Source organism: Kitasatospora cinereorecta, from assembly GCF_024172095.1.
GTDB classification, from domain to species: Bacteria; Actinomycetota; Actinomycetes; order Streptomycetales; family Streptomycetaceae; genus Kitasatospora; species Kitasatospora cinereorecta.
The window spans coordinates 1,132,588-1,153,146 of record NZ_JAMZDX010000001.1; the positions used below are offsets into that span (position 1 = coordinate 1,132,588).

General features: G+C 73.5%; 19 protein-coding genes. 13 read left to right on the forward strand and 6 right to left on the reverse strand.

Annotated elements, in window-relative coordinates; all coding sequences use genetic code 11:
* The first annotated feature begins 99 nt into the window (after nt 1-99).
* The 4 genes from FHR36_RS05055 to FHR36_RS05070 all read left to right on the forward strand — a co-directional run bounded on the left by FHR36_RS05055 (nt 100) and on the right by FHR36_RS05070 (nt 5,437).
* On the forward strand, nt 100-2,895 hold the full coding sequence (locus tag FHR36_RS05055) for a bifunctional acetate--CoA ligase family protein/GNAT family N-acetyltransferase (RefSeq protein ID WP_253794081.1): 2,796 nt from the start codon (nt 100-102) through the stop codon (nt 2,893-2,895).
* 85 nt (nt 2,896-2,980) lie between these two features.
* Nucleotides 2,981-3,568 (forward strand): DUF5998 family protein, encoded by a 588-nt coding sequence (locus tag FHR36_RS05060; protein WP_253794082.1) that lies wholly within the window; start codon nt 2,981-2,983, stop codon nt 3,566-3,568.
* A gap of 9 nt (nt 3,569-3,577) precedes the next feature.
* Nucleotides 3,578-4,738: an alkaline phosphatase family protein gene (locus FHR36_RS05065; protein WP_253794083.1), complete on the forward strand. Its 1,161-nt coding sequence runs from the start codon at nt 3,578-3,580 to the stop codon at nt 4,736-4,738.
* Nucleotides 4,739-4,789: 51 nt separating this feature from the next.
* Nucleotides 4,790-5,437, forward strand: coding sequence for a thymidine kinase (locus FHR36_RS05070; protein ID WP_253794084.1), 648 nt, complete (start codon nt 4,790-4,792; stop codon nt 5,435-5,437).
* A 73-nt stretch (nt 5,438-5,510) separates the two neighbouring features.
* On the opposite strand, the gene FHR36_RS05075 is transcribed toward FHR36_RS05070, so the two are convergent.
* The gene (locus tag FHR36_RS05075; protein ID WP_253794085.1) at nt 5,511-6,287 is read right to left on the reverse strand and encodes a VOC family protein; all 777 of its coding nucleotides are present in this window, start codon (nt 6,285-6,287) and stop codon (nt 5,511-5,513) included.
* A gap of 135 nt (nt 6,288-6,422) precedes the next feature.
* Here FHR36_RS05075 and FHR36_RS05080 point away from each other — a divergent pair, with 135 nt between their 5' ends.
* On the forward strand, nt 6,423-7,250 hold the full coding sequence (locus tag FHR36_RS05080; protein WP_253794086.1) for a sulfurtransferase: 828 nt from the start codon (nt 6,423-6,425) through the stop codon (nt 7,248-7,250).
* A 61-nt stretch (nt 7,251-7,311) separates the two neighbouring features.
* Here FHR36_RS05080 and sepH read toward each other — a convergent pair whose 3' ends face one another.
* Complete coding sequence (gene sepH / locus FHR36_RS05085; RefSeq protein WP_253794087.1) at nt 7,312-8,460, reverse strand: septation protein SepH; 1,149 nt, start codon at nt 8,458-8,460, stop codon at nt 7,312-7,314.
* Nucleotides 8,461-8,897: 437 nt separating this feature from the next.
* Between sepH and FHR36_RS05090 the strand changes: the two genes are divergently transcribed.
* Nucleotides 8,898-9,692 carry a hypothetical protein gene (locus FHR36_RS05090; RefSeq protein WP_253794089.1) on the forward strand — a complete coding sequence of 265 codons (795 nt, stop codon included), beginning with the start codon at nt 8,898-8,900 and terminating at the stop codon, nt 9,690-9,692.
* 16 nt (nt 9,693-9,708) lie between these two features.
* Here the strand turns inward: FHR36_RS05090 and FHR36_RS05095 are convergent, their stop codons facing one another.
* Complete coding sequence (locus FHR36_RS05095) at nt 9,709-11,025, reverse strand: D-arabinono-1,4-lactone oxidase (protein ID WP_253794091.1); 1,317 nt, start codon at nt 11,023-11,025, stop codon at nt 9,709-9,711.
* 145 nt (nt 11,026-11,170) lie between these two features.
* On the reverse strand, nt 11,171-12,421 hold the full coding sequence (locus tag FHR36_RS05100) for an MFS transporter (RefSeq protein WP_253794093.1): 1,251 nt from the start codon (nt 12,419-12,421) through the stop codon (nt 11,171-11,173).
* Nucleotides 12,422-12,545: 124 nt separating this feature from the next.
* Between FHR36_RS05100 and FHR36_RS05105 the strand changes: the two genes are divergently transcribed.
* Together FHR36_RS05105 and FHR36_RS05110 are read left to right on the forward strand one after the other, a co-directional pair.
* On the forward strand, nt 12,546-13,682 hold the full coding sequence (locus FHR36_RS05105) for a ferrochelatase (protein ID WP_253794095.1): 1,137 nt from the start codon (nt 12,546-12,548) through the stop codon (nt 13,680-13,682).
* Between the two features lie 13 nt (nt 13,683-13,695).
* Entirely contained in the window at nt 13,696-14,508 is an 813-nt protein-coding gene (locus tag FHR36_RS05110; protein ID WP_253794097.1) for an inositol monophosphatase family protein, read from the forward strand.
* Nucleotides 14,509-14,599: 91 nt separating this feature from the next.
* On the opposite strand, the gene FHR36_RS05115 is transcribed toward FHR36_RS05110, so the two are convergent.
* Nucleotides 14,600-14,785, reverse strand: a complete 186-nt coding sequence (locus FHR36_RS05115; RefSeq protein ID WP_253794099.1) for a hypothetical protein — start codon at nt 14,783-14,785, stop codon at nt 14,600-14,602.
* A 413-nt stretch (nt 14,786-15,198) separates the two neighbouring features.
* Between FHR36_RS05115 and FHR36_RS05120 the strand changes: the two genes are divergently transcribed.
* The 4 genes from FHR36_RS05120 to FHR36_RS05135 all read left to right on the forward strand — a co-directional run bounded on the left by FHR36_RS05120 (nt 15,199) and on the right by FHR36_RS05135 (nt 19,193).
* Nucleotides 15,199-15,852 (forward strand): response regulator transcription factor, encoded by a 654-nt coding sequence (locus FHR36_RS05120; RefSeq protein ID WP_253794101.1) that lies wholly within the window; start codon nt 15,199-15,201, stop codon nt 15,850-15,852.
* 59 nt (nt 15,853-15,911) lie between these two features.
* Complete coding sequence (locus tag FHR36_RS05125) at nt 15,912-17,270, forward strand: sensor histidine kinase (RefSeq protein WP_253794103.1); 1,359 nt, start codon at nt 15,912-15,914, stop codon at nt 17,268-17,270.
* 208 nt (nt 17,271-17,478) lie between these two features.
* Nucleotides 17,479-18,459, forward strand: a complete 981-nt coding sequence (locus FHR36_RS05130) for an acyl-ACP desaturase (RefSeq protein ID WP_253794105.1) — start codon at nt 17,479-17,481, stop codon at nt 18,457-18,459.
* Nucleotides 18,460-18,893: 434 nt separating this feature from the next.
* Nucleotides 18,894-19,193, forward strand: coding sequence for a DUF4193 domain-containing protein (locus tag FHR36_RS05135; RefSeq protein WP_253794107.1), 300 nt, complete (start codon nt 18,894-18,896; stop codon nt 19,191-19,193).
* Between the two features lie 239 nt (nt 19,194-19,432).
* Here FHR36_RS05135 and FHR36_RS05140 read toward each other — a convergent pair whose 3' ends face one another.
* Complete coding sequence (locus FHR36_RS05140; protein ID WP_253794109.1) at nt 19,433-19,879, reverse strand: DUF3093 domain-containing protein; 447 nt, start codon at nt 19,877-19,879, stop codon at nt 19,433-19,435.
* Nucleotides 19,880-19,961: 82 nt separating this feature from the next.
* Between FHR36_RS05140 and FHR36_RS05145 the strand changes: the two genes are divergently transcribed.
* Nucleotides 19,962-20,558, forward strand: coding sequence for a PaaI family thioesterase (locus FHR36_RS05145; RefSeq protein WP_253794110.1), 597 nt, complete (start codon nt 19,962-19,964; stop codon nt 20,556-20,558).
* The last annotated feature ends 1 nt before the right edge of the window (nt 20,559 follow it).

The following is a 20,559-nucleotide window of genomic DNA, read 5'->3' on the forward strand; positions in this document are numbered from 1 at the left end:
GGCAGCCGACCCTCCGTTCCCCGGCAGGCCGCCCGCCGCTCCCCGACACCCCGGCCGGACCGCCGTCCGAGGGCTCCGGTGCCGGATAACCTGACGAACGTGGACGACACCGGGCCGGCCGCCCCGCGGGACGCGGGCGCCGACGAACACAGCTACCCCCAGCACTGGGAGGCCGACGTCCTGCTCCGCGACGGCGGCACGGCCAGGATCCGGCCGATCACCCCGGCCGACGCGGACCGCCTGGTGGAGTTCTACGAACAGGTCTCCGACCAGTCGAAGTACTTCCGCTTCTTCGCGCCCTACCCCCGGCTGTCCGACAAGGACGTCCGGCGCTTCACCCACCACGACTACGTCAACCGGGTCGGCCTGGCCGCGGTGGTCCGCGACCGCTTCATCGCCACCGTCCGCTACGACCGCACCGATGCCGACGGCCGCCCCTCCACCACCGGGACCGAGGCCGAGGTGGCCTTCCTGGTGCAGGACGCCCACCAGGGCCGCGGCGTCGCCTCCGCCCTGCTGGAGCACATCCGGGCGGTCGCCCAGGAGCGCGGCATCCGCCGCTTCACCGCCGAGGTGCTGCCGGAGAACCGCAAGATGGTGAAGGTCTTCACCGATGCCGGCTACACCCAGCAGCGCAGCTTCGCCGAGGGCGTGGTGCACCTGGAGTTCGACCTGGAGCCGACCGCGGCCTCGCTCGCGGTGATGCGGGCCCGCGAGCACCGGGCCGAGGCCCGCTCGGTGCAGCGGCTGCTCACCCCGCGGTCGGTGGCGGTGCTGGGGGTGTCGCGCAATCCGCAGTCGGTCGGCCGGGCGCTGCTGCGCGACCTGGCCGCCGGCTTCCGGGGCCCGGTGTTCGCGGTGAACCGCAACGCCGAGCCGGGCACGGACCTGGACGGGGTGCGCACCCACCGTTCGCTGCTGGACATCCCGGGTCCGGTGGATCTGGCGGTGCTGGCGGTGCCCGAGCCCGCGGTTCCCGCGGCGGTCGCCGAGTGCGGTGCGCACGGCGTGCAGGGGCTGGTGGTGGTGACGGCCGGGTACGCGGAGACCGGTCCGGAGGGGCGGGACCGGCAGCGGGCGCTGGTGCGGCAGGCCCGGGCGGCGGGGATGCGGGTGATCGGCCCGAACGCGTTCGGTCTGATCAACACCGATCCCGAGCAGCCGCTGAACGCCTCGCTGGCCCCCGAGCTGCCGGCCCGCGGCCCGTTCGGCCTGTTCTGCCAGTCCGGCGCGATCGGGGTGGCCCTGCTGGAGGCCGCCCACCGCCGGGGGCTGGGCGTCTCGTCGTTCGCGTCGGTGGGCAACCGGGCGGACGTGTCCGGCAACGACCTGCTGCAGTACTGGGAGGAGGACGGGGCCACCGAGGTCGTCCTGCTCTACCTGGAGTCCTTCGGCAATCCGCGGAAGTTCACCCGGATCGCCCGCCGGTTGGCCGCGGCCAAGCCGGTGGTGGTGCTCAAGGGCGCCCGGCACACCGGCAGCCTGCCGCCGGGCCACGCCGTCCAGCCGGCCGCGAGCAAGCTGCGCGACGCCACCGTGGACGCGCTGTTCCAGCAGGCCGGGGTGGTCCGGGTGGAGACCATCACCGAGCTGTTCGACACCGGGGAGCTGCTGGCCACGCAGCCGCTGCCGGCCGGCGACCGGGTCGCGGTGGTCGGCAACTCCGACTCGCTGGGCCTGCTCACGTACGACGCCTGCCTGTCGGCCGGGCTGCGCGCGCACACCCCGGTGGACCTGACCACCGCCGCGACCGGGGAGAACTTCCGGATCGCGCTGGACACCGCGCTGCGCGATCCGGCGGTGGACTCGGTGATCGCGGTGGCGATCCCGCCGATCGGCGTGCACGGCGCGACCCCGGACCCGGACGAGCGCGAGGACGACCCGGAGATCGCGCAGGCGCTGCTGGGCGCGGCCGGCCTGGGTCGGGAGCTCGGCAAGCCGCTGCTGCTGGCGCACCTGGCGTTGAGCGGTCTGACCGAGCGGTTGAAGGCCGGCGGGGTGCCGGCGTACCCGGCGCCCGAGCGGGCGGTGCACGCCCTGGCGGACGCGGTGGGCTTCGCGGACTGGCGCCGCCGGACGGCGCTGGCGGAGGAGACGGCCCGGGTGCCGGAGCTGGAGGGGATCGACGAGCTGGGGGCGCGGGCGCTGGTGGAGGCGGCGCTGACCACCCGGGAGGCGGTGGCGGCCCGGCTGCAGCCGGGTGGGGCCAGGGTGACGCTGCCGGATGCGCAGGCGGCGACGCTGCTGGCGCGGTACGGCATCCGGGTCAGTCCGACGCTGTCTGCGCCGGACGAGGAGAGCGCGGTGCGGGCGGCGGGGACGCTTGGGTACCCGGTGGCGTTGAAGGCCACCGCGGAGCATCTGCGGCACCGTCCGGACCTGGGCAGTGTGCGGCTGGACCTGACCGGTGAGCCGGGGCTGCGCCGGGCATTCCGGGAGTTGGACGCGCTGCTGGGCGGGGCGGACAAGGCGCGGCTGGTGGTGCAGCGGCTCGCGCCGCGCGGGGTGGACACGGTGATCGGGGCCTCGGTGGACCCGGCGGTGGGCACGATCCTGTCGTTCGGCTTGGCGGGTGCGCCGGCGGAGCTGTTGGGTGATGTTGCGCACCGGCTGGTTCCGGCCACCGACCGGGACGTGGCGGAGCTGATCCGGGAGGTGCGGGCGGCGCCGTTGCTGTTCGGCTGGCGGGGGGCGGCGCCGGTGGACACGGGGGCGCTGGAGGAGGTGCTGCTGCGGGTGTCGCGGCTGGTGGACGACCTGCCGGAGGTGGCGTCGGTGGATCTTGAACCGGTGGTGGTGGCCCCGCAGGGCCTGGCGGTGCTGGGTGCGCGGGTGCGGATCGCGCCGCTTCCGGTCCGTACCGATCTGGGGCCGCGCGCGATGAGCACGCTGTAACCTTGCGTGGTTCCCCTCCGGGAAGGCCGGTGCAGCCCGGCGCAGTACGACCCGCCACGTCGGCGGGACATGCCAGGATGGAGTTATGGCGAAGACCGGTACCACCACGCAGGACCTGCGGTCCGCGATCGAGCGCAGCGGCTACTACCCGGCGCTGGTGTCCGAGGCGGTGGAGTCCGCGGTGGGCCCCGAGCCGATCACCTCGTACCTGGTCCACCAGGAGACGACGTTCGACGCCAACGAGGTGCGCCGGCACGTGACCGTGCTGGTGCTCACCCCGTCGCGGTTCGTGGTCAGCCACACCGACGAGCAGAACGGCGACGCGACGTCGCCGGTGCCGTACGCGACCACGTCGACCGAGTCGGTCCGGTTGGACCGGATCAACTCGGTGGTGGTCAGCCGCATGGTGGCGAACCCGGAGACGTACACGCCGGGGACGCTGCCGCGCGAGGTGGTGCTGACGATCGGCTGGGGTGCGGTGCAGCGCCTGGACCTGGAGCCGGCGGGCTGTTCCGACCCGAACTGCGAGGCCGATCACGGCTACACCGGTTCGGCGACGGCGGACGACCTGTCGCTGCGGGTGAGCGAGGCCGGGGACGGCCCGGAGACGGTGGCGCAGGCGCTGGTGTTCGCCCGGGCACTGTCCGAGGCGACCATGACCACCCGGGTCTGAGCCGCCCGTATGCATCTCGGTTACGACTCCTTCGAGATCCTCGACCCGTCGGGCGCCCCGGCTCCGCAGTACGGCAGCGGTTCGCTGGCGGACCTGCTGCCGGCGGTGGCGGCGGGTCTCGGGGTGGACGGTTTCCGCAGCGGTCTGGTGCTGGAGCCGGCCGACCGGGTCTGCGTGTTCCTGGTGGACGGGCTGGGCTGGGAGCTGATCCGCCGGCATCCGGACTGGGCGCCGTTCCTGACCTCGCTGATGGCCGGGTCGAGCCCGATCACCTCGGGTTTCCCGTCGACGACGGCGACCTCGCTGGCCTCGGTGGGCACCGGTCTGGTGCCGGGGCTGCACGGTCTGGCCGGGTACACGGTGGCGGTGCCGGGCGCGGGCCATCTGATGAACCAGTTGCGCTGGCAGCCGCCGGTGGATCCGCGCAGCTGGCAGCCGTACCCGACGGTGTTCGAGCAGGTGCACGCGGCGGGGGTGGCGACGGCGCAGGTGTCGTCGCCGCTGTTCTCGACGACGCCGCTGACGCAGGTGGCGCTGTCCGGCGGGTCGTTCCTGGGCCGTTCCACGGGCGAGGAGCGGATGGACCTGGCGGCGCGCTGGCTGGCCGACCACGACCGGGCGCTGGTGTACACGTACGTGAGCGAGCTGGACGGTGCGGGTCACCGGTTCGGGGTGGACTCGGACGAGTGGCGCCTGATGCTGTCGACGGTGGACCGGTTGGCCCGGCGGCTGGCCGAGCAGCTGCCGCCGAGGTCGGCGCTGTACGTCACGGCCGACCACGGCATGATCGACATCGCGCCGGAGGACCGGATCGACTTCGACGAGGACTGGGAGCTGTCCGCGGGAGTGGCGCTGCTCGGCGGTGAGGGCCGGGCGCGGCACGTGTACGCGGTGCCCGGGGCGGCCGCGGACGTGCACACCGTGTGGAGCGAGGTACTGGGCGACCGGATGTGGGTGGCCACCCGGGACCAGGCGATAGCGGCCGGCTGGTTCGGCCCGGTGGTGGACGAGCGGGTCTACCACCGGATCGGCGACGTGGTCGCGGCCGCCCGCGACGACATCGCGGTGATCGCTTCCCGCAGCGAGCCGGGCGAGTCGTCGATGATCGGCCTGCACGGCTCGATGACCCCGGTGGAGCAGTTGGTCCCGCTGCTCGAAGTCCGCGCCTGATTCCCGTACTCCGCCCGAACTCCCGTCACCTGAAAGGCTTCTGCGTCACCCATGGCTGAACTGGTGTTCTTCTCGGGCACGATGGACTGCGGCAAGTCGACGCTGGCCCTGCAGATGGACCACAATCACGCCGCCCGCGGCCGCAAGGGCATCATCTTCACCCGGCACGACCGGGCCGGCGCGGCGACCATCTCCAGCCGGCTGGGCCTGCGCGCGGACGCGGTGGAGGTCGCCGACGACTTCGACTTCCAGGCGCACGTGGTGCACCTGCTGTCGGCCGGCGGCAAGGTGGACTACCTGATCTGCGACGAGGCGCAGTTCTTCTCGGCCGGGCAGATCGACCAGCTCGCCCGGGTGGTCGACGAACTGTCCATCGACGTCTACACCTTCGGCATCACCACCGACTTCCGCACCAAGCTGTTCCCCGGCTCGCAGCGGCTGATCGAGCTGGCCGACCGGGTCGAGGTGCTGCAGGTCGAGGCGCTGTGCTGGTGCGGCGCCCGGGCCACCCACAACGCCCGGACGGTCGGCGGCGTGATGGTGGTGGAGGGTGCGCAGGTCGTGATCGGCGACGTCGCCGTCAACGAGGACGAGATCGGCTACGAGGTGCTGTGCCGACGCCACCACCGCCGCCGGCTGACCGCCGCCACCGCCCGGGTCGCCGTGCTCTCCCCGGACGTCCTGCCGTTCGAGGGCTGAGGCCGGGGTCGGGCGGCGAGTTCGGCGGCGGCGGGGGCGCGGTCCGCCGGCCCTGGCTGCCCCTGCTGATCGGCTACAGCAGCCCCGCCACCGAGAAGCGCCCGCCCTGCGGGTCGGCGAGGCGGGCCACCCGCCCGTGCGGCGTGTCGTACGGGCCGAGGAGCACCCGCCCGCCCAGCTGCGACGCCTGGTGCGCCGTCAGGTCGGCGTCCGCCACCGCGAAGTGCACCTGCCAGCGGGCCGGGCCCGGTTCCGGACCCGCGCCGTGCCGGATGCCCGCCACCGGCCGGCCGTCGACCAGCAGCCGCGCGTCGTCCTCGCCGCGCGCTACCGCGGACGCCTCCGCCTCCACCACCGTCCGACCCAGCACCGCCCGGTAGAACACCGCCGCGGCGCTCTCGTCCGGTGTCACCAGCTCGTTCCACACGGGAGCCCCGGGCTCGCCGGCCACCTCCCAGCCGAGGTGCTCCTGCCCCTGCCACAGGCCGAACACCGCGCCCGACAGGTCCGCCGCCACCGCCAGGCGCCCGGCCCGCTCCGCCTGCAGCGGGCCCACCGCGACCGTGCCGCCGCACTCCCGCACCCGCTGCGACACCTCGTCCGCGTCGTCCACCGCGAAGTAGGTGGTCCACTCGACCGAGTGACCCGCCCCCGGCGGTGCGACCCCCAGACCGGCCACCTCCGCCGCGTTCAGGGTGGCCCGCGCGTACGTCCCGATCGTCGTCGGCCCGGGTGTGAACTCCCAACCCAGCAGGGCCCCGTAGAACGCCTTCGCGCCCTCGGGGTCGCCGGTCACCAGGCTCGCCCAGCAGGGCGTGCCCTGGGCCGGCCGCACCTTCACCGCCGTCATGGCGTACCTCCGCACCGGGAGCCGGCGGCCCCCGGTCGCATGGTTCCACCCCGTCCGCCGTGCGGCGTCGACGCCGCACGGCGAGCCGCGCAAAGACCGTACAAAGTGCTGACCTGCGCGCGACACAATGGCGGCATGACCTCGCCCCTGATCTCCGCCGCCGACCTCGCCGCCGCCCTCGACTCCGACCGCCCGCCGGTACTGCTCGACATCCGCTGGCAGCTCGGCGGCCCGCCCGGGGCCGAGGAGTATGCCGCCGGCCACCTGCCGGGCGCCCACTACATCGACCTTGACCGCGAACTCGCCGCCCCGCCCGGCGCCGCCGGCCGCCACCCGCTGCCCGACCCCGAGGTGCTCGGCGCCGCCCTGCGCCGCGCCGGCGTGAACGCCGATCGGCCGGTCGTGGTGTACGACGCCGGACCGGCCACCTCCGCCGCCCGCGCCTGGTGGCTGCTGCGCTGGGCCGGCCACGGCGACGTCCGGGTACTCGACGGCGGACTCGCCGCCTGGCGCGCCGCCGCGCTGCCGCTGTCCACCGACACCCCGGCCGACGGCGACGGCGACTTCAAGCCCGTCCCCGGCGCGCTGCCCACGCTCGACGCCGACGCCGCCGAGGAGCTGGCGCACACCGGCGTCCTGCTCGACGCCCGCGCGGGGGAGCGCTACCGCGGCGAGGTCGAGCCGATCGACCCCAAGGCCGGGCACATCCCCGGCGCCGTCTCCGCGCCCACCACCGACAACCTCGGCCCCGACGGCCGCTTCCGGCCCGCCGCCGACCTCGCCGAGCGGTTCGCCGCCCTAGGCGCGACCGGCGCGACCGACCGCCCGGTCGGCGTCTACTGCGGATCCGGCGTCACCGCCGCGCACGAACTGCTCGCCCTGGAGATCGCCGGCCTCGGCGGCGCCGCGCTGTACCCGGGCTCCTGGAGCGAGTGGTGCAACACCGGCAAGCCGGTGGCGTGAACGGACGGCGGGGCGCGGGGACCGAAGAAGTCCCCGCGCCCCGCCGACCGTTCGAACCTGTCTACTCGGGCTTCTTGCGCCGGCTCCCGAACACGATCTCGTCCCAGCTCGGCACCGTCGCCCGCCGACCCGGTCGCACGCCGTCGGCCTCCGCCTGCCGGTCGGTCGTCCCGACCAGCCGGTCGCGGTGCGGCGACACGGAGCGCGGCATCAGGATGTCCGCGTACGCCGACCCGGCGCCGACGCTGGCCGCCGGGGCGGCCGTCTCCTCGACGACCTCGTCGGGCTCGGGCTCCACGGACGGTTCCAGCGCGGGGCCGACCGGTGTCAGGTCACCGCGGTAGGCGGGAACGACGTCCAGCAGGCTGGTCAGCGAGTCCCGGTTCTCCACCGTCGCCGAGGCGGACACCGCCGACGCGCTCGCCTCCCGGACCTCGCGGGCCTCCCGGACCTCGCGGGCCTCCCGCACCTCGCGGACGTCCCGGACCTCCCGCGCCTGCATGATCCGGTCGGCGGACGGCCGCTCGATCATCGGGCGGGCCGGACGGTCCTGGGGCAGCCGGGCGATCCGCGGGATGAACGGGAAGACGGAGTCCTCCTCGCGTTCCACGTTCTCGCCGATCAGCGCCCGCGCCTCGTCGTCGTTGGGCTGCACCAGGCGCCGCGGCGGGTCGTACGTCCAACTGGCCGTGCGGGACTCGCCGTCCGCCCGGTAGAAGAGGATGACCTCCCAGGTGCCGTCGTCGCGGCGCCAGGAGTCCCAGCGCTCGGTGTCCTTCTCGGCGGCGCGCAGCGCGAGCCGCTCGGAGACGGCCTCGCCGAGCTGGGGGCCGGTGGACTCGCCGTGGCGGCGGATGGCGGTCTTGCGGGCGCGCTCGGCCATGAACGCGCGCTCGGCCAGCACCGGGCCCTCGAAGCGGCGGACCCGCTCGACCGAGATGCCGGCGGCCTGGGCGACCTCCTCCGCGGAGGCACCGGCTCGTATCCGCGCCTGGATGTCCCGGGGGCGGAGGTGGCTCTCGACCTCGATCTCGATCTGGCCCAGCCGCGGCCGGTCGCCCCGGATCGCGGCGCGCAGCCGCTCGTCGATGGGGAGGGTGTACTCCGTGGAGTCGGCAGCCTTGAGCACCAGCCGTGTGCCGTCGTTGCTGACGGCCACAACCCGCAGTTCGGGCACGGTTACCTCCCGGGTGGTGCCTGCCGACGTCACCTGCGTCGCTGCTCCCGTACTGAGTGTGGCCTGCCCGCCTGCGACTGGCCACAACCTTGCAGAGTTACCCGGCGTGTCGGGCTTTCGCCCGGGCGCGCCGCTGTGGCACGGTTGCCTGTTTGCCACGTCGCCGGTCGACGTTCCGCCCGTGCATCCGGGCCGCCGTCTGACGGGCGGTCGACAAGGTGGCCGAAGGCTCAGGCTCCACGAACAGTACTCCATTCGTGGCACCCGGAGGGGCGGCTCGCCGCTCAAGTCTCCCGCGAATCACCGGAATCTCAAGAGCGCGCACCCCAATGGCCGACCTCCGATCAGTGGACGGTGATCATCTTCACATATATCGACCGCGGAGAACCAGATTTTCGACCCATGTGTCCTTCTTTGGGCAAGATGGTGAGACTTGTTCGAAAAGCGAGACGACCGACCGAGGGACAGGGATGCCGCAGCAGCGGGTGCAGACGGGGCCGCCGACCGGACCGCAGACGGGTGCCGAACAGGAGGTGAGGCGACGGCGGATCGACCTGAGCGTGGCTCAGGTCGCGGCCAGTGCGCTCGCCGCCGTGGTCGGCGCGGTGCTCGCCTCGGAGCTCGGCGTGTACGGCACGGTCCTGGGCGCGGCGGTGGTCAGCATCGGGGCGACGACCGGTGGTGCGGTGTTCCAGCACATGTTCCGGCGCACCGGCGAGCAGCTGCGCAGCGCCGTCGTGCGCGGGTCGGCGCCGGAGCGTCCGGAGCCGCCGCGGGCCGCCCCCGCCGGGCTGTCCGGGCTGTCCGGGCTGTCCTCGGAGTGGAACACCCCGCGGGTGCTGCGGGCGCGTCGGCGCTGGACGTGGCGGTCGTACGCGATCGCGTCGGCGCTGGTGTTCGTGCTGGCGATGGCGCCGATCGTGGTGGTGGAGCTGGCGGCGGGCCGGCCGCTGAACGCCATCACCACCGGGCAGTCCGGCACCGGGACGTCGTTCAACCCGGGCCGGCCGGCGGCGCCCCGGCAGGAGACGGACACCCAGCGGCCGGGCGGGGCGGGTGACCGGGCGGACGTGCCGTCCGCGGCCCCGTCGCACAGCCCGTCCGCACCGCCGTCCGCCTCGCCGTCCGGTTCCCCGACCGGGGCCGCGAGCGCATCGCCGTCCGCCCCGCCGAGCCCGCCCGCGAGCCCGTCGCCGTCACCGGGCGGGCAGGCGGCCTCCGAAGGCGGGGCCGCGCCGTCCACCGGCCCGTCCCCGCAGCCGTAGCCGCAGCCGCGGGGCGCTACGCGCCGAGCACCCGCCGCAGGTAGTCGTTGGCGAACACCCGGGACGGGTCCACCTTGTCGCGCAGGGCGGTGAAGTCGCCGAAATGCGGGTAGACGGAGGCCAGGTACTCGGCGTCGCGGGTGTGCAGCTTGCCCCAGTGCGGCCGGCCCCGGTGGGCCGCCATCAGCTTCTCCACCTCGGTGAAGTAGCCGAGTTCGGCGGTGCCCCGGTAGAGGTGGACGGCGATGTAGACGCTGTCGCGGCCGTTCGCGGTGGACAGCCACAGGTCGTCGGCGGGGGCGATCCGCACCTCCACCGGGAAGCTGATCCTCCAGTCGGACCGTTCGACCATGGCCTTGAGTTCGCGCAGCACGGTGGTGGCGGCCTCGCGCGGCACCGCGTACTCCATCTCGATGAAGCGGACCTTGCGGGGGCTGGTGAACACCTTGTACGCGGTGTCGGTGTAGGTCCGCTCGGACCAGGCGCGGCTGGCGACCCGGGCGATGGTCGGCACGGCGGCGGGGAAGCGCCGGCCCACCCGGCAGGCGCCCTCCCAGACGGTGTTGGAGAGGAAGTCGTCGTCCAGCCAGGCCTTGAAGGCGGGGAGCGGGGCGGCCGGTCCCTGGCTGCGGTTGTTGCGCTTGGTGGAGCAGCGGTCGGTGTGCGGGAACCAGTAGAACTCGAAGTGCTCGTTGACCGCGGTGAGGTCGTCGAAGCCGCCGAGCACCTCGTCGAAGGACATCGGCTTCTCGTGCGCGGTGAGCAGGAAGGCCGGCTCGACGCCGAAGGTGACGGCGCTGACCGCGCCGAGTGCGCCGAGGCCGAGCCGGGCGCCCTGGAAGAGTTCGGCGTTCTCGTCGGGGGAGCAGTGCTGGACGGTGCCGTCGGCGAGGACGATCTCCAGGGCCTTGATCTGGGCGGCGAGCGAGCCGGAGTCGCGGCCGGTGCCGTGGGTGCCGGTGCTGGTGGCGCCGGCGACGGTCTGCACCTCGATGTCGCCCATGTTGGTGAGGGACAGGCCGGCCGCCTCCAGCAGCCGGTTGAGCCGGTGCAGCGGGAGGCCGGACTCGACGGTGACGGTGCCGGCCTCGCGGTTGATCTCGCGGACGGCGGTCAGCGCGTCGGGGCGGATCAGGACGCCGTCGCCGGGGGAGGCGATCGCGGTGAAGGAGTGTCCGGAGCCGACCGGCTTGACGGTGCGCCCCGACTCGGCGGCCGCGCGGATCACCTCGCCGAGCTCCTCGACCGTGGCCGGGGTGGCCACCCGGCTCGGGCGGGCGCTCTGGTTGCCGGCCCAGTTCTGCCAGCCGTCGGTGACGGTGCCGTGCGGCATGGGGGTGCCTCCTGCTTCGGACGGACGCTGCGGACGTGATCCAGGACGTGATCCACGACACTTACTACCCGTGGGTAGGGGGAGCGTAGTCACTGGACCCACGCAGGTCCATGCCTTCTCGCGGCGACCGGGCAGGACTTTCGGCTCAGTGCGGAACGGTGGTTTCGGCGGGCCGCGCCTGCGGCCGGGGGGCGAGTCCGCCGCGCAGCCGGGGCAGGCCGACCAGGGCCACCAGGCCGCCGAAGACGGCGCTGGCCAGCGGCACCCAGTACCCGGCGGCGCCGCCGGCGGCGTCCACCACCCAGCCCGCCGCCGAGGCGCCGACCGCGACGCCGAGGGCGAGTCCGGTGGTGGTCCAGGTCATCCCCTCGGTCAGCTTGGCGGCCGGGACCAGGCGCTCGACCAGCGCCATCGCGGTGATCAGGGTCGGCGAGATGGCCAGGCCGGCCAGGAACAGTGCGGCGCCCGCGCCGACCAGGGCGGCGGTGCCGTGCAGCAGCTCGGCGACGACGATCAGCGGCATCAACGAGGCGGCCATCGCGCTGACGCCGACCAGGAAGCGCATGGCCATCGAACCGCTGAGCTTCAGCGTGCCGAACACCGCGCCGGCCAGGCAGGAGCCGAGCGCGTAGACGGCCAGCACCAGGCTGGAGGCCCCCTTGTGGCCCTGCTCCTGGGCGAAGGCGACGGTGACCACCTCGACCGAGCCGAAGATCGCCCCGGTCGCCACGAAGGTCGCCACCAGCACTTGGAGCCCCTTCGAGGTGATCGCCGAGCCGCCCTTGTGGTGCTCGGTCGGGTGCACCGGCGGCTCGGTGCGCCGCTGGGCGGTGAAAAGCAGTACGCCGACGGCGAGGAACACCCCGGCGAGCAGCAGGCCGGCCTCGGGGAAGAGCGAGGTGGCCAGGCCCACGGAGAGGATCGGGCCGACGATGAAGCAGATCTCGTCGGCGACCGCCTCGAAGGAGTACGCGGTGTGCAGCTTGGGCGGCTCGGCGCTGTAGAGGTACGCCCAGCGGGCCCGCACCATCGAGCCGGTGTTCGGCATCACGCCGAGACCGGCCGCCCAGAGGAACAGCGTCCAGTCCGGCGCGCCGAAATGGGCGCTGGCCAGCAGGGCGGAGGCGGAGGCGATGGCGACGGCCATGGCGGGGAGCGCGATGCGGCGCTGCCCGTGCCGGTCGACCAGTCGGGAGACCTGCGGTCCGAGTGCTGCCGCGGACAGCGCCATCACCGCGTAGACGGCGCCCGCCAGGCCGTAGGCGCCGCGCAGCTGGGACAGCATGGTGGCGATGCCGATGCCCGTCATCGAGACCGGGAGCCGGGCTATCAGCCCGCTGGTGGAGAAGGCCAGGCTGCCGGGCGCGGCGAAGATCTGACGGTAGCTGGACAGCACACGGGCTCCACAGGACGGCGGGTAAGGCACAAGACTCGCGTAGACAGCTTACGAACCGTACACGCCGGTCCGCACCCCGGATCTCGTCGCCGCCCGGGCGGCATCAGGTGGCAGGATCGGTGCCATGTCCGACTCGCGCACCCTCACCGACCACGCGCCGTACGACGCGCTCCTGCTGCTCTCCTTCGGCGGCCCGGAGGCGCCCGAGGACGTGGTGCCCTTCCTGGAGAACGTCACCCGGGGCCGGGGCATCCCCAAGGAGCGGCTCACCGAGGTCGGAAAGCACTACTTCCTGTTCGGCGGGGTCAGCCCGATCAACGAGCAGAACCGCGACCTGCTCGCCGCGCTGCGCAAGGACTTCGCCGAGCACGGCCTCGACCTGCCGGTCTACTGGGGCAACCGGAACTGGGCCCCGTACCTGGTGGACACCCTGCGCGAGCTGGCGACCGACGGGCACCGCCGCATCCTGGTCCTGGCGACCAGCGCGTACGCCGGCTACTCGGGCTGCCGACAGTACCGGGAGAACCTGGCCGACGCCCTGGCGCAGCTCGCCGAGGAAGGCCTGCCCGCGCCGACCGTCGACAAGCTGCGCCACTTCTACAACCACCCGGGCTTCGTCCGGCCGATGATCGACGCCACCCTGGCCGCGCTCGCCGAGCTGCCCGCCGGGGTGCGCGACGGCGCCCGGCTGGCCTTCACCACGCACTCCATCCCGACCGCGATGGCCGACACCTCCGGCGACCCGGACGACCCGGCGCGCTCCGCCCCGGGCGGCGCGTACGTGGCCCAGCACCTGGACGTGGCTCGCCTGATCGCCGACGCGGTCGCCGAGGCCACCGGCGTCGCCGACCGGCCCTGGGAGCTGGTCTACCAGAGCCGCAGCGGCGCCCCGCACATCCCGTGGCTGGAGCCGGACATCTGCGACCACCTGGAGGCGCAGCACGCGGACGGCGCCCCGGGCGTGGTGATGGTGCCGATCGGCTTCGTCTCGGACCACATGGAGGTCAAGTACGACCTGGACACCGAGGCCCTGGCCAAGGCCGCCGAGCTCGGCCTGCCGGCGTCCCGGGCGGCCACGGTCGGCGCCGACCCGCGGTTCACCGCGGCCGTGCGCGAGCTGGTCCTGGAGCGCGCCGCGACCGAACGCGGGGCGGCGGTGGAGCGCTGCGCGCTCGGCGCGCTCGGCCCCAGCCACGACGTGTGCGCCGTCGCCTGCTGCCCCAACCCCCGCGCCGCCCGCCCGGCCGCCGCCGAGCGCTGACCTGGAGGACCCCGTGACCGGCCCGCAGAACCCGCCCAGTCCCGACCTGCTCGACGAGCTGCTCGCGCTCGCCACCGAGGCCGCCACCCGGGCCGGCGCGCTGCTGCGCGACGGCCGTCCGGCCGACCTCGGCGTGGCCGCCACCAAGAGCAGCCCGGTCGACGTGGTCACCGAGATGGACCTGGCGTCCGAGAAGCTGATCCTGGAGCTGATCTCCACCCGCCGCCCCGCCGACGGCTATCTCGGCGAGGAGGGCGCCGACCGGCCCGGCACCAGCGGTGTGCGCTGGGTCGTCGACCCGCTCGACGGCACCGTCAACTACCTGTACGGGCTGCCCAACTGGGCGGTCAGCGTGGCGGCCGAGCTGGACGGCCGGGCGGTGGTGGGCGTGGTGTACGCGCCGGCCCGCGGCGAGCTGTTCCACGCGGTGCTGGGCGGTGGTGCGCACCTGGACGGCCGCCCGATCGCCGGGCGCCCCGCCCCGCCGTGGGGCCAGGCGCTGATCGCCACCGGCTTCAGCTACGTCGCCGACGTGCGGGTCCACCAGGCCGAGGTGGTGCGGGCGCTGATGCCCGAGGTGCGCGACATCCGCCGCGGCGGCGCGGCCGCCGTCGACCTGTGCGACCTGGCGGCGGGCCGCCTGGACGGCTACTACGAGCGCGGGCTGGCCCCCTGGGACCGGGCCGCGGGTGTGCTGATCGCCCGGGAGGCCGGCCTGCTGGCGGCGGGCCCGGACGGCGGCGAGCCGAGCGGCGAGCTGACCGTGGCCGCACCGGAAGGCACGTATCAGCAGCTCGCCCGGCGGCTGCGCGAGCTGGACGCCTGACCCGGGCCGGGGCCTGCGCCCCGGCCCGGACAGCGAAGGGCCCTGGCACAGTGATCGTGCCAGGGCTCGCGTTTCCTGCCTGAGGTGACGGTCAGGCGGCCGTGCGGTGCGTCTCGGTGACCGGATCGATGCCGTGCTCGGCGGCCAGGCGCTGCAGGTCCTCGAGTTCGGACTGCTCGACCTCGGCCAGGAACTCGTCCCCGGTTTCGAGAGCACGGTGGAGATCCTGCTCGGCGTTCCTTATGCGCTGCAGAATCCCGGCGGTGAAGGCGTCCATACGGGCCCCCTTACTGTGTCGGACGGGCGCGGTCCGTGTGCTCCCCGGGACGGAGGGCGACGTCGGAGCGGTAGCGCCGTGGCCGGTGCTGGATCCCCCGGTCGGGCGCGGAGACGGCCTGCGGCCGCTGCCGATGACGTTCGATCCCCATGCCGGTGCGGATGGAACACGCGGTGGGTGGGTGTGCGAGCCACCGAACGGACGGCTCGCGGTGTGCAGGTTGTCCTCCCCCGCGGTGCGCCGGGGAAACCTCCCCCGTTCGGAAAGTTGCCCGCGTCACAGTCCAAGCGGCGCCGGGCCGCTCCGCTTCGGCGGCCCCTTTTCCCGCTTACCGCTGCTTTACCGCCGGACCAGGCAGGATGGAGGCACTGTCGGACCCGTGTGGGACCGCGTCAGCAGAAGGGAATACCACCGTGCGGGTTCTCGTCGTCGAGGACGAGCAGCTGCTCGCCGAGGCCGTCGCGACCGGTCTGCGCCGCGAGGCGATGGCCGTCGACGTCGTCTACGACGGTGAGGCCGCGCTCCAGCGCATCGCCGTCAACGACTACGACGTGGTGGTGCTCGACCGCGACCTGCCGCTGGTGCACGGCGACGACGTCTGCCGCCGCGTGGTGGAGCAGGGCCTCGCCACCCGGGTGATCATGCTGACCGCGTCCGGCGACATCTCCGACCGGGTCGAGGGCCTGGAGATCGGCGCCGACGACTACCTTCCCAAGCCGTTCGCCTTCAGCGAACTGGTCGCCCGGGTCCGGGCACTCGGCCGCCGCGCCACCGTCCCGCTGCCGCCGGTGCTGGAGCGCGCCGGCATCAGCCTCGACCCCGGCCGGCGCGAGGTGATCCGGGACGGCCGGACCGTCCAGCTGGCGCCCAAGGAGTTCGCGGTGCTGGAGGTCCTGATGCGGGCCGGCGGCGCCGTGGTCTCCGCCGAGCAGCTGCTCGAGAAGGCCTGGGACGAGCACACCGACCCGTTCACCAACGTCGTCCGGGTCACCGTGATGACCCTGCGCCGCAAGCTGGCCGACCCCCCGGTGATCGTCACCGTGCCCGGCTCCGGCTACCGGATCTGACCCGAACCCCGCCCCCCACCCCGACGCACCCCAGCCCGACCCCCCGAGAGGACCAGGTCATGACCACCCCGCCATCCGCCGGCGGGGCCCCCGGCGCGCCCGCCGGCGGCCCGGGTCCGGTACCGCCGCGCCCGCCGCACCCCCCGCGCCCGATCCTCTCCGCCCACCGGCCGGGACGGCGCACCGAGCACCGCGCCGAGGAGGGCTACCACCCCGGGGACGGGATCTTCGCCTGGCTCGCCCTGCGGCCCACCATCCGCATCCGGCTCACCCTGCTCTACGGCGGGATGTTCCTGATGGCCGGCGTGGTGCTGCTGCTGCTCATGTACTACTTCGTCCGCCAGGCCCTGCAGGACGCGTCCCTGCCGCACCTGGTGCTCGGCCAGAACCAGCGGGTCCTGACCCCCGACGGCCAGTCCATCACCGACCAGGCCACCCTCGACCGCTGGCTCGCCGAGTACCAGGCCGTCCAGTCCAACCAGGCGCTCAACACCCTGCTGCGCAAGGCGCTCACCGCCCTGGTCTGCCTGGCCGTGATCGCCTTCGCGGTCGGCTACGCGATGGCCGGCCGGGTGCTCCACCCGCTCGGCCGGATCACCCGCACCGCCCGCGAGGTGGCCGGCTCCGACCTGCACCGCCGGATCGAGCTGGACGGCCCCGACGACGAGCTCAAGGAGCTCGCCGACACCTTCGACGACATGCTGGAGCGCCTCGACCGCGCCTTCGACTCCCAGCGCCGCTTCGTCTCCAACGCCTCGCACGAGCTGCGCACCCCGCTCGCCATCAACCGCACCCTGCTGGAGGTGCAGCTCTCCGACCCGAACACCTCGGCCGACCTGCAACAGCTGGGCAAGACCCTGCTCGCCACCAACGAGCGCAGCGAGCAACTGGTCGAGGGCCTGCTGCTGCTGGCCCGCAGCGAGAACGAGATCACCGAGCGCCGCCCGGTGGAGCTCTCCGAGGTCGCGCTGCGCGCCCTGGAGCAGGTCCGCCCCGAGGCGGGCGGCCGCGAGGTCGTGCTGCGCTCCGAGCTCAACCCCGCGTCGGTCGCCGGCAACGGCGTCCTGCTGGAGCGGGTCGCGCTGAACCTGCTGCAGAACGCCGTCCGGTACAACGCGCCGGACGGCTGGGTGGAGATCACCACCGCCCCGGTCGCCGGCGGCGGCGGGGAACTCGTGGTCTCCAACACCGGGCCGGTGGTGCCCGGCTACGAGCTGGAGCACATCTTCGAACCGTTCCGCCGGGTCAAGGGCGCCGACCGCACCCGCAGCGACAAGGGCGTCGGTCTGGGCCTGTCCATCGTCCGCTCGGTGGTCCGCGCCCACGGAGGCACCATCGAGGCCACTGCGCGCCCCGGAGGCGGCCTGCGGGTCCAGGTTCGGATCCCGACGACCAGCGGAGGACCTTCGGGTCGCTAGCGGCCCGGTACGCCGTCAGCGGCCCGGTACGCCGTTCGGCCCAGCCAAGAGTCCGTGCGCGGACCGATCACGAGCCGTCCCTGCCAGCGTGTCAGAACGACATAAGCGCTGGACAGGGGCGGCTTGTCATTTGCGGCCGGAAGAACTTACGGTTACGTAACCTACGCAGCCGTAGGTGAGTTTCGCCCGCCCCCCAGGAGCAACCGCCGTGACCATCGCACCCGTGCAGCGCACCGCCACCCCCGGTTGGACCGACGCCCGGCTGATCCTCGAGCTCGAAGCGGTCGTGGAGACCGAGCTCGACCGCCACCTCAAGGCGGCCAAGGAGTGGATGCCGCACGAGTACGTGCCGTGGAGCCAGGGCCGCGACTTCGACGGCGTGCTCGGCGGCGAGGCCTGGTCCCTGGACCAGTCCAAGGTCACCCCGCTCGCCCGGGTCTCCCTGGTGGTCAACCTGCTGACCGAGGACAACCTCCCCAGCTACCACCACGAGATCGCCAGCATGTTCGGCCGCGAGGGCGCCTGGGGCACCTGGGTGCACCGCTGGACGGCCGAGGAGGGCCGCCACGGCATAGCCATCCGCGACTACCTGCTCGCCACCCGCGCCGTGGACCCGGTCGAGCTGGAGCGGGCCCGGATGTCCCACATGTCCGAGGGCTTCGAGTCGGACAACGCGCACAGCATGCTGCAGTCGGTGGCGTACGTGGCCTTCCAGGAGCTCGCCACCCGCATCGCCCACCGCAACACCGGCCACCACTCCGGCGACCCGCTGTGCGACCAGCTCCTGGCGAAGATCGCCAACGACGAGAACCTGCACATGGTCTTCTACCGGAACCTGCTCAAGGCAGCCCTGGAGATCGCCCCCGACCAGGCCATGCGGGCCATCGCCGACGTGGTCACCGACTTCCGGATGCCCGGCCACGGCATCCCGGGCTTCGAGCGCGCCGCCGCCCAGATCGCCATCGGCGGCATCTACAACCTGCGCATCCACCACGACGACGTGCTGCAGCCGGTGCTGCGCAAGCTCAGGGTCATGGAGGTCACCGGCCTCGGCCCGGTCGGGCAGCAGGCCCAGGACGAGCTCGGCGTCTTCCTGGACGGCCTGGACTCCCAGGCGACCAAGTTCGACGAGCGGCAGGCGGCCCTGCTCGCCCGGCGCGCCGCCGCGGCGGCCGCGAAGCAGCAGTGAGAATGCCCTGATTTCGAGCGAAAAGTGCCGGGTGTGGCGAACGTCACACCCGGTTGCCGGACACGCTCGGCCGACCCCGCAGGGTGATCACCCGTTCGGTGGAGTCGATGGCGTACGGTCACCGGCCCCCTGGTCGGCCGATTTGTCGACCTTTCGCCATTTCCCTTGCCGTGACGGGTAGTTGAGACCTCACCCCGCCGATCCCGACTACCCGCGGTAGTCGGGATCGAGGTCTTTGCACCCCCGGCTACCCCCTTCGGACGATGCCGTTCGGAATGTGTTCGGTCACCCCAACGGGCCCCTGGCTGGATGTCGATTGAGTAACAGGGCTTGAAGTAAGGCACAATCTCCGCCTCGGGTCGGGCACAAGACCGACCCCCCATGCGTTACGTGCGCTGGAGATACCGCACACACCCAAAGGGGGAGAGCGAAACATGGCAACGGATTACGACACCCCACGCAAGACCGATGACGACCTCAACGAGGACAGCATCGAGGAACTGAAGGCCCGCCGTAACGAGAAGGCGTCCAGCTCTGTGGACGTCGACGAGTACGACGCGGCCGAGGGCCTCGAGCTCCCGGGTGCCGACCTCTCGAACGAGGAGCTCTCCGTCCGGGTGCTGCCTCGTCAGGCCGACGAGTTCACCTGCATGAGCTGCTTCCTGGTCCACCACCGCAGCCAGCTGTACAGCGAGAAGAACGGCCAGCCGATCTGCCGGGACTGCGGCGCCTGATCACCGGGCGGCTGTGGCCCGGGTCGACGACACCACTTCGTCGGCCCGGTAGGCCGCCCCGGCCGGCCTTGAGCAGCAAGGCCGGAGGCAGCACCAGCGGTTCGCCCCGAGCGACCGCACCCCGGCGAGCCCGCCAGGCGCACCACCCGCGCCCGGCGCGCCGAATCGGAAGGGACGGTCCCGCACCTGCGGAACCGTCCCTTCGCCGTGTCCGGGCCCCGTGCGCGGCCCGCGAGGTCCTAGCCGGTCCGCTCGGACGCCTGCGCCAGCGCGTCGGCCAGACGCTGCGGCGAGCGGGTGGAGAGGTACACGTACGGCGTCGGGTCGGCCGGATCGACCACCGGCACCTTCAACGCCGTCGGCACGTAGCTGCGCAGCAGCATGAACGCCCGCGGATCGGCCTTCACCGATCGCCAGGCCACCGCCTCGGCCGGGTTCAGCACCTCGGCCTCGCCCAGCGCCGTCACCGGGATCCGGGCCTGCCCGGCCACCAGCGAGCCCTGGACCACCCGGATCCGCGCCGAGCCGTAGCTGCTGAGCGCCGCCGCGCCCGCCACCACGCCGACCACCAGGCCGGCCAGCGCGCCCACCCCGCTGAACCGCAGCATGATCAGGCCGAGCGAGAGACCGAGCGCGACCGGGAGCAGCCACCAGGAGCGCGGGACGGTGAGACGTTCCTCGTACATGCCCCCATTGTGGGCGCCGTCGCCCGCCACGCCGCCGCCGACCCCTCCTCCACGCTTGCTACCGACAGGTAGGGTCGCGCGTGTGAACGGACCCACCGCCTCGCTCCCCACGCCGACCACACCGCCCGCCGACGCGGTGCTCCCGCTGCGCGCGCCCGAGGCGCCCGCTCCCGGAAGCCCCCTCGGCTCGCACTACGACCACTGCTTCGGCTGCGGCCCGCAGCACCCGCAGGGCCTCCAGCTGATCGCCACGGCCGGCGAGGGCCTGGAGGTGTTCGCCGAGTTCACCGTGAAGCCGAGCCACCAGGGCGGTCCCGGCCTGGCCCACGGCGGCGTGCTGACCACGGCGATGGACGAGACCCTCGGCACCCTCAACTGGCTGCTGCACACCCCCGCCGTCACCGGCCGCCTGGAGACCGATTTCGTCCGTCCGGTGCCCGTCGACTCGGTGCTGCACATCCACGCACGGGTGACCGGACAGCACGGCCGCAAGATCTACAGCGCCGCCGAGGGCCGCATCGGCGGGCCGGACGGACCGGTCGCCATCCGCGCCCAGGCGCTCTTCATCCAGGTGAAGCTGGAACACTTCACCACGCACGGTCGTCCCGAGGACATCAAGAAGGTCCTGGACGACTCGGACCTGATGAAGCGCGCCCGAGCCTTTGAGGTGAACCCGTGAG

Excerpts from the sequence above, each read along its gene's own strand:
- FHR36_RS05080 (WP_253794086.1), top strand. The coding sequence starts at position 6,423 with ATGACCTCGCCCCTGATCTCCGCCGCCGACCTCGCCGCCGCCCTCGAC.
- FHR36_RS05070 (WP_253794084.1), top strand. The coding sequence starts at position 4,790 with ATGGCTGAACTGGTGTTCTTCTCGGGCACGATGGACTGCGGCAAGTCG.
- FHR36_RS05060 (WP_253794082.1), top strand. The coding sequence starts at position 2,981 with ATGGCGAAGACCGGTACCACCACGCAGGACCTGCGGTCCGCGATCGAG.
- FHR36_RS05075 (WP_253794085.1), bottom strand. The coding sequence starts at position 6,287 with ATGACGGCGGTGAAGGTGCGGCCGGCCCAGGGCACGCCCTGCTGGGCG.
- FHR36_RS05095 (WP_253794091.1), bottom strand. The coding sequence starts at position 11,025 with ATGCCGCACGGCACCGTCACCGACGGCTGGCAGAACTGGGCCGGCAAC.
- FHR36_RS05065 (WP_253794083.1), top strand. The coding sequence starts at position 3,578 with ATGCATCTCGGTTACGACTCCTTCGAGATCCTCGACCCGTCGGGCGCC.
- FHR36_RS05135 (WP_253794107.1), top strand. The coding sequence starts at position 18,894 with ATGGCAACGGATTACGACACCCCACGCAAGACCGATGACGACCTCAAC.
- FHR36_RS05105 (WP_253794095.1), top strand. The coding sequence starts at position 12,546 with ATGTCCGACTCGCGCACCCTCACCGACCACGCGCCGTACGACGCGCTC.
- FHR36_RS05125 (WP_253794103.1), top strand. The coding sequence starts at position 15,912 with ATGACCACCCCGCCATCCGCCGGCGGGGCCCCCGGCGCGCCCGCCGGC.
- FHR36_RS05090 (WP_253794089.1), top strand. The coding sequence starts at position 8,898 with ATGCCGCAGCAGCGGGTGCAGACGGGGCCGCCGACCGGACCGCAGACG.
- FHR36_RS05115 (WP_253794099.1), bottom strand. The coding sequence starts at position 14,785 with ATGGACGCCTTCACCGCCGGGATTCTGCAGCGCATAAGGAACGCCGAG.
- FHR36_RS05140 (WP_253794109.1), bottom strand. The coding sequence starts at position 19,879 with ATGTACGAGGAACGTCTCACCGTCCCGCGCTCCTGGTGGCTGCTCCCG.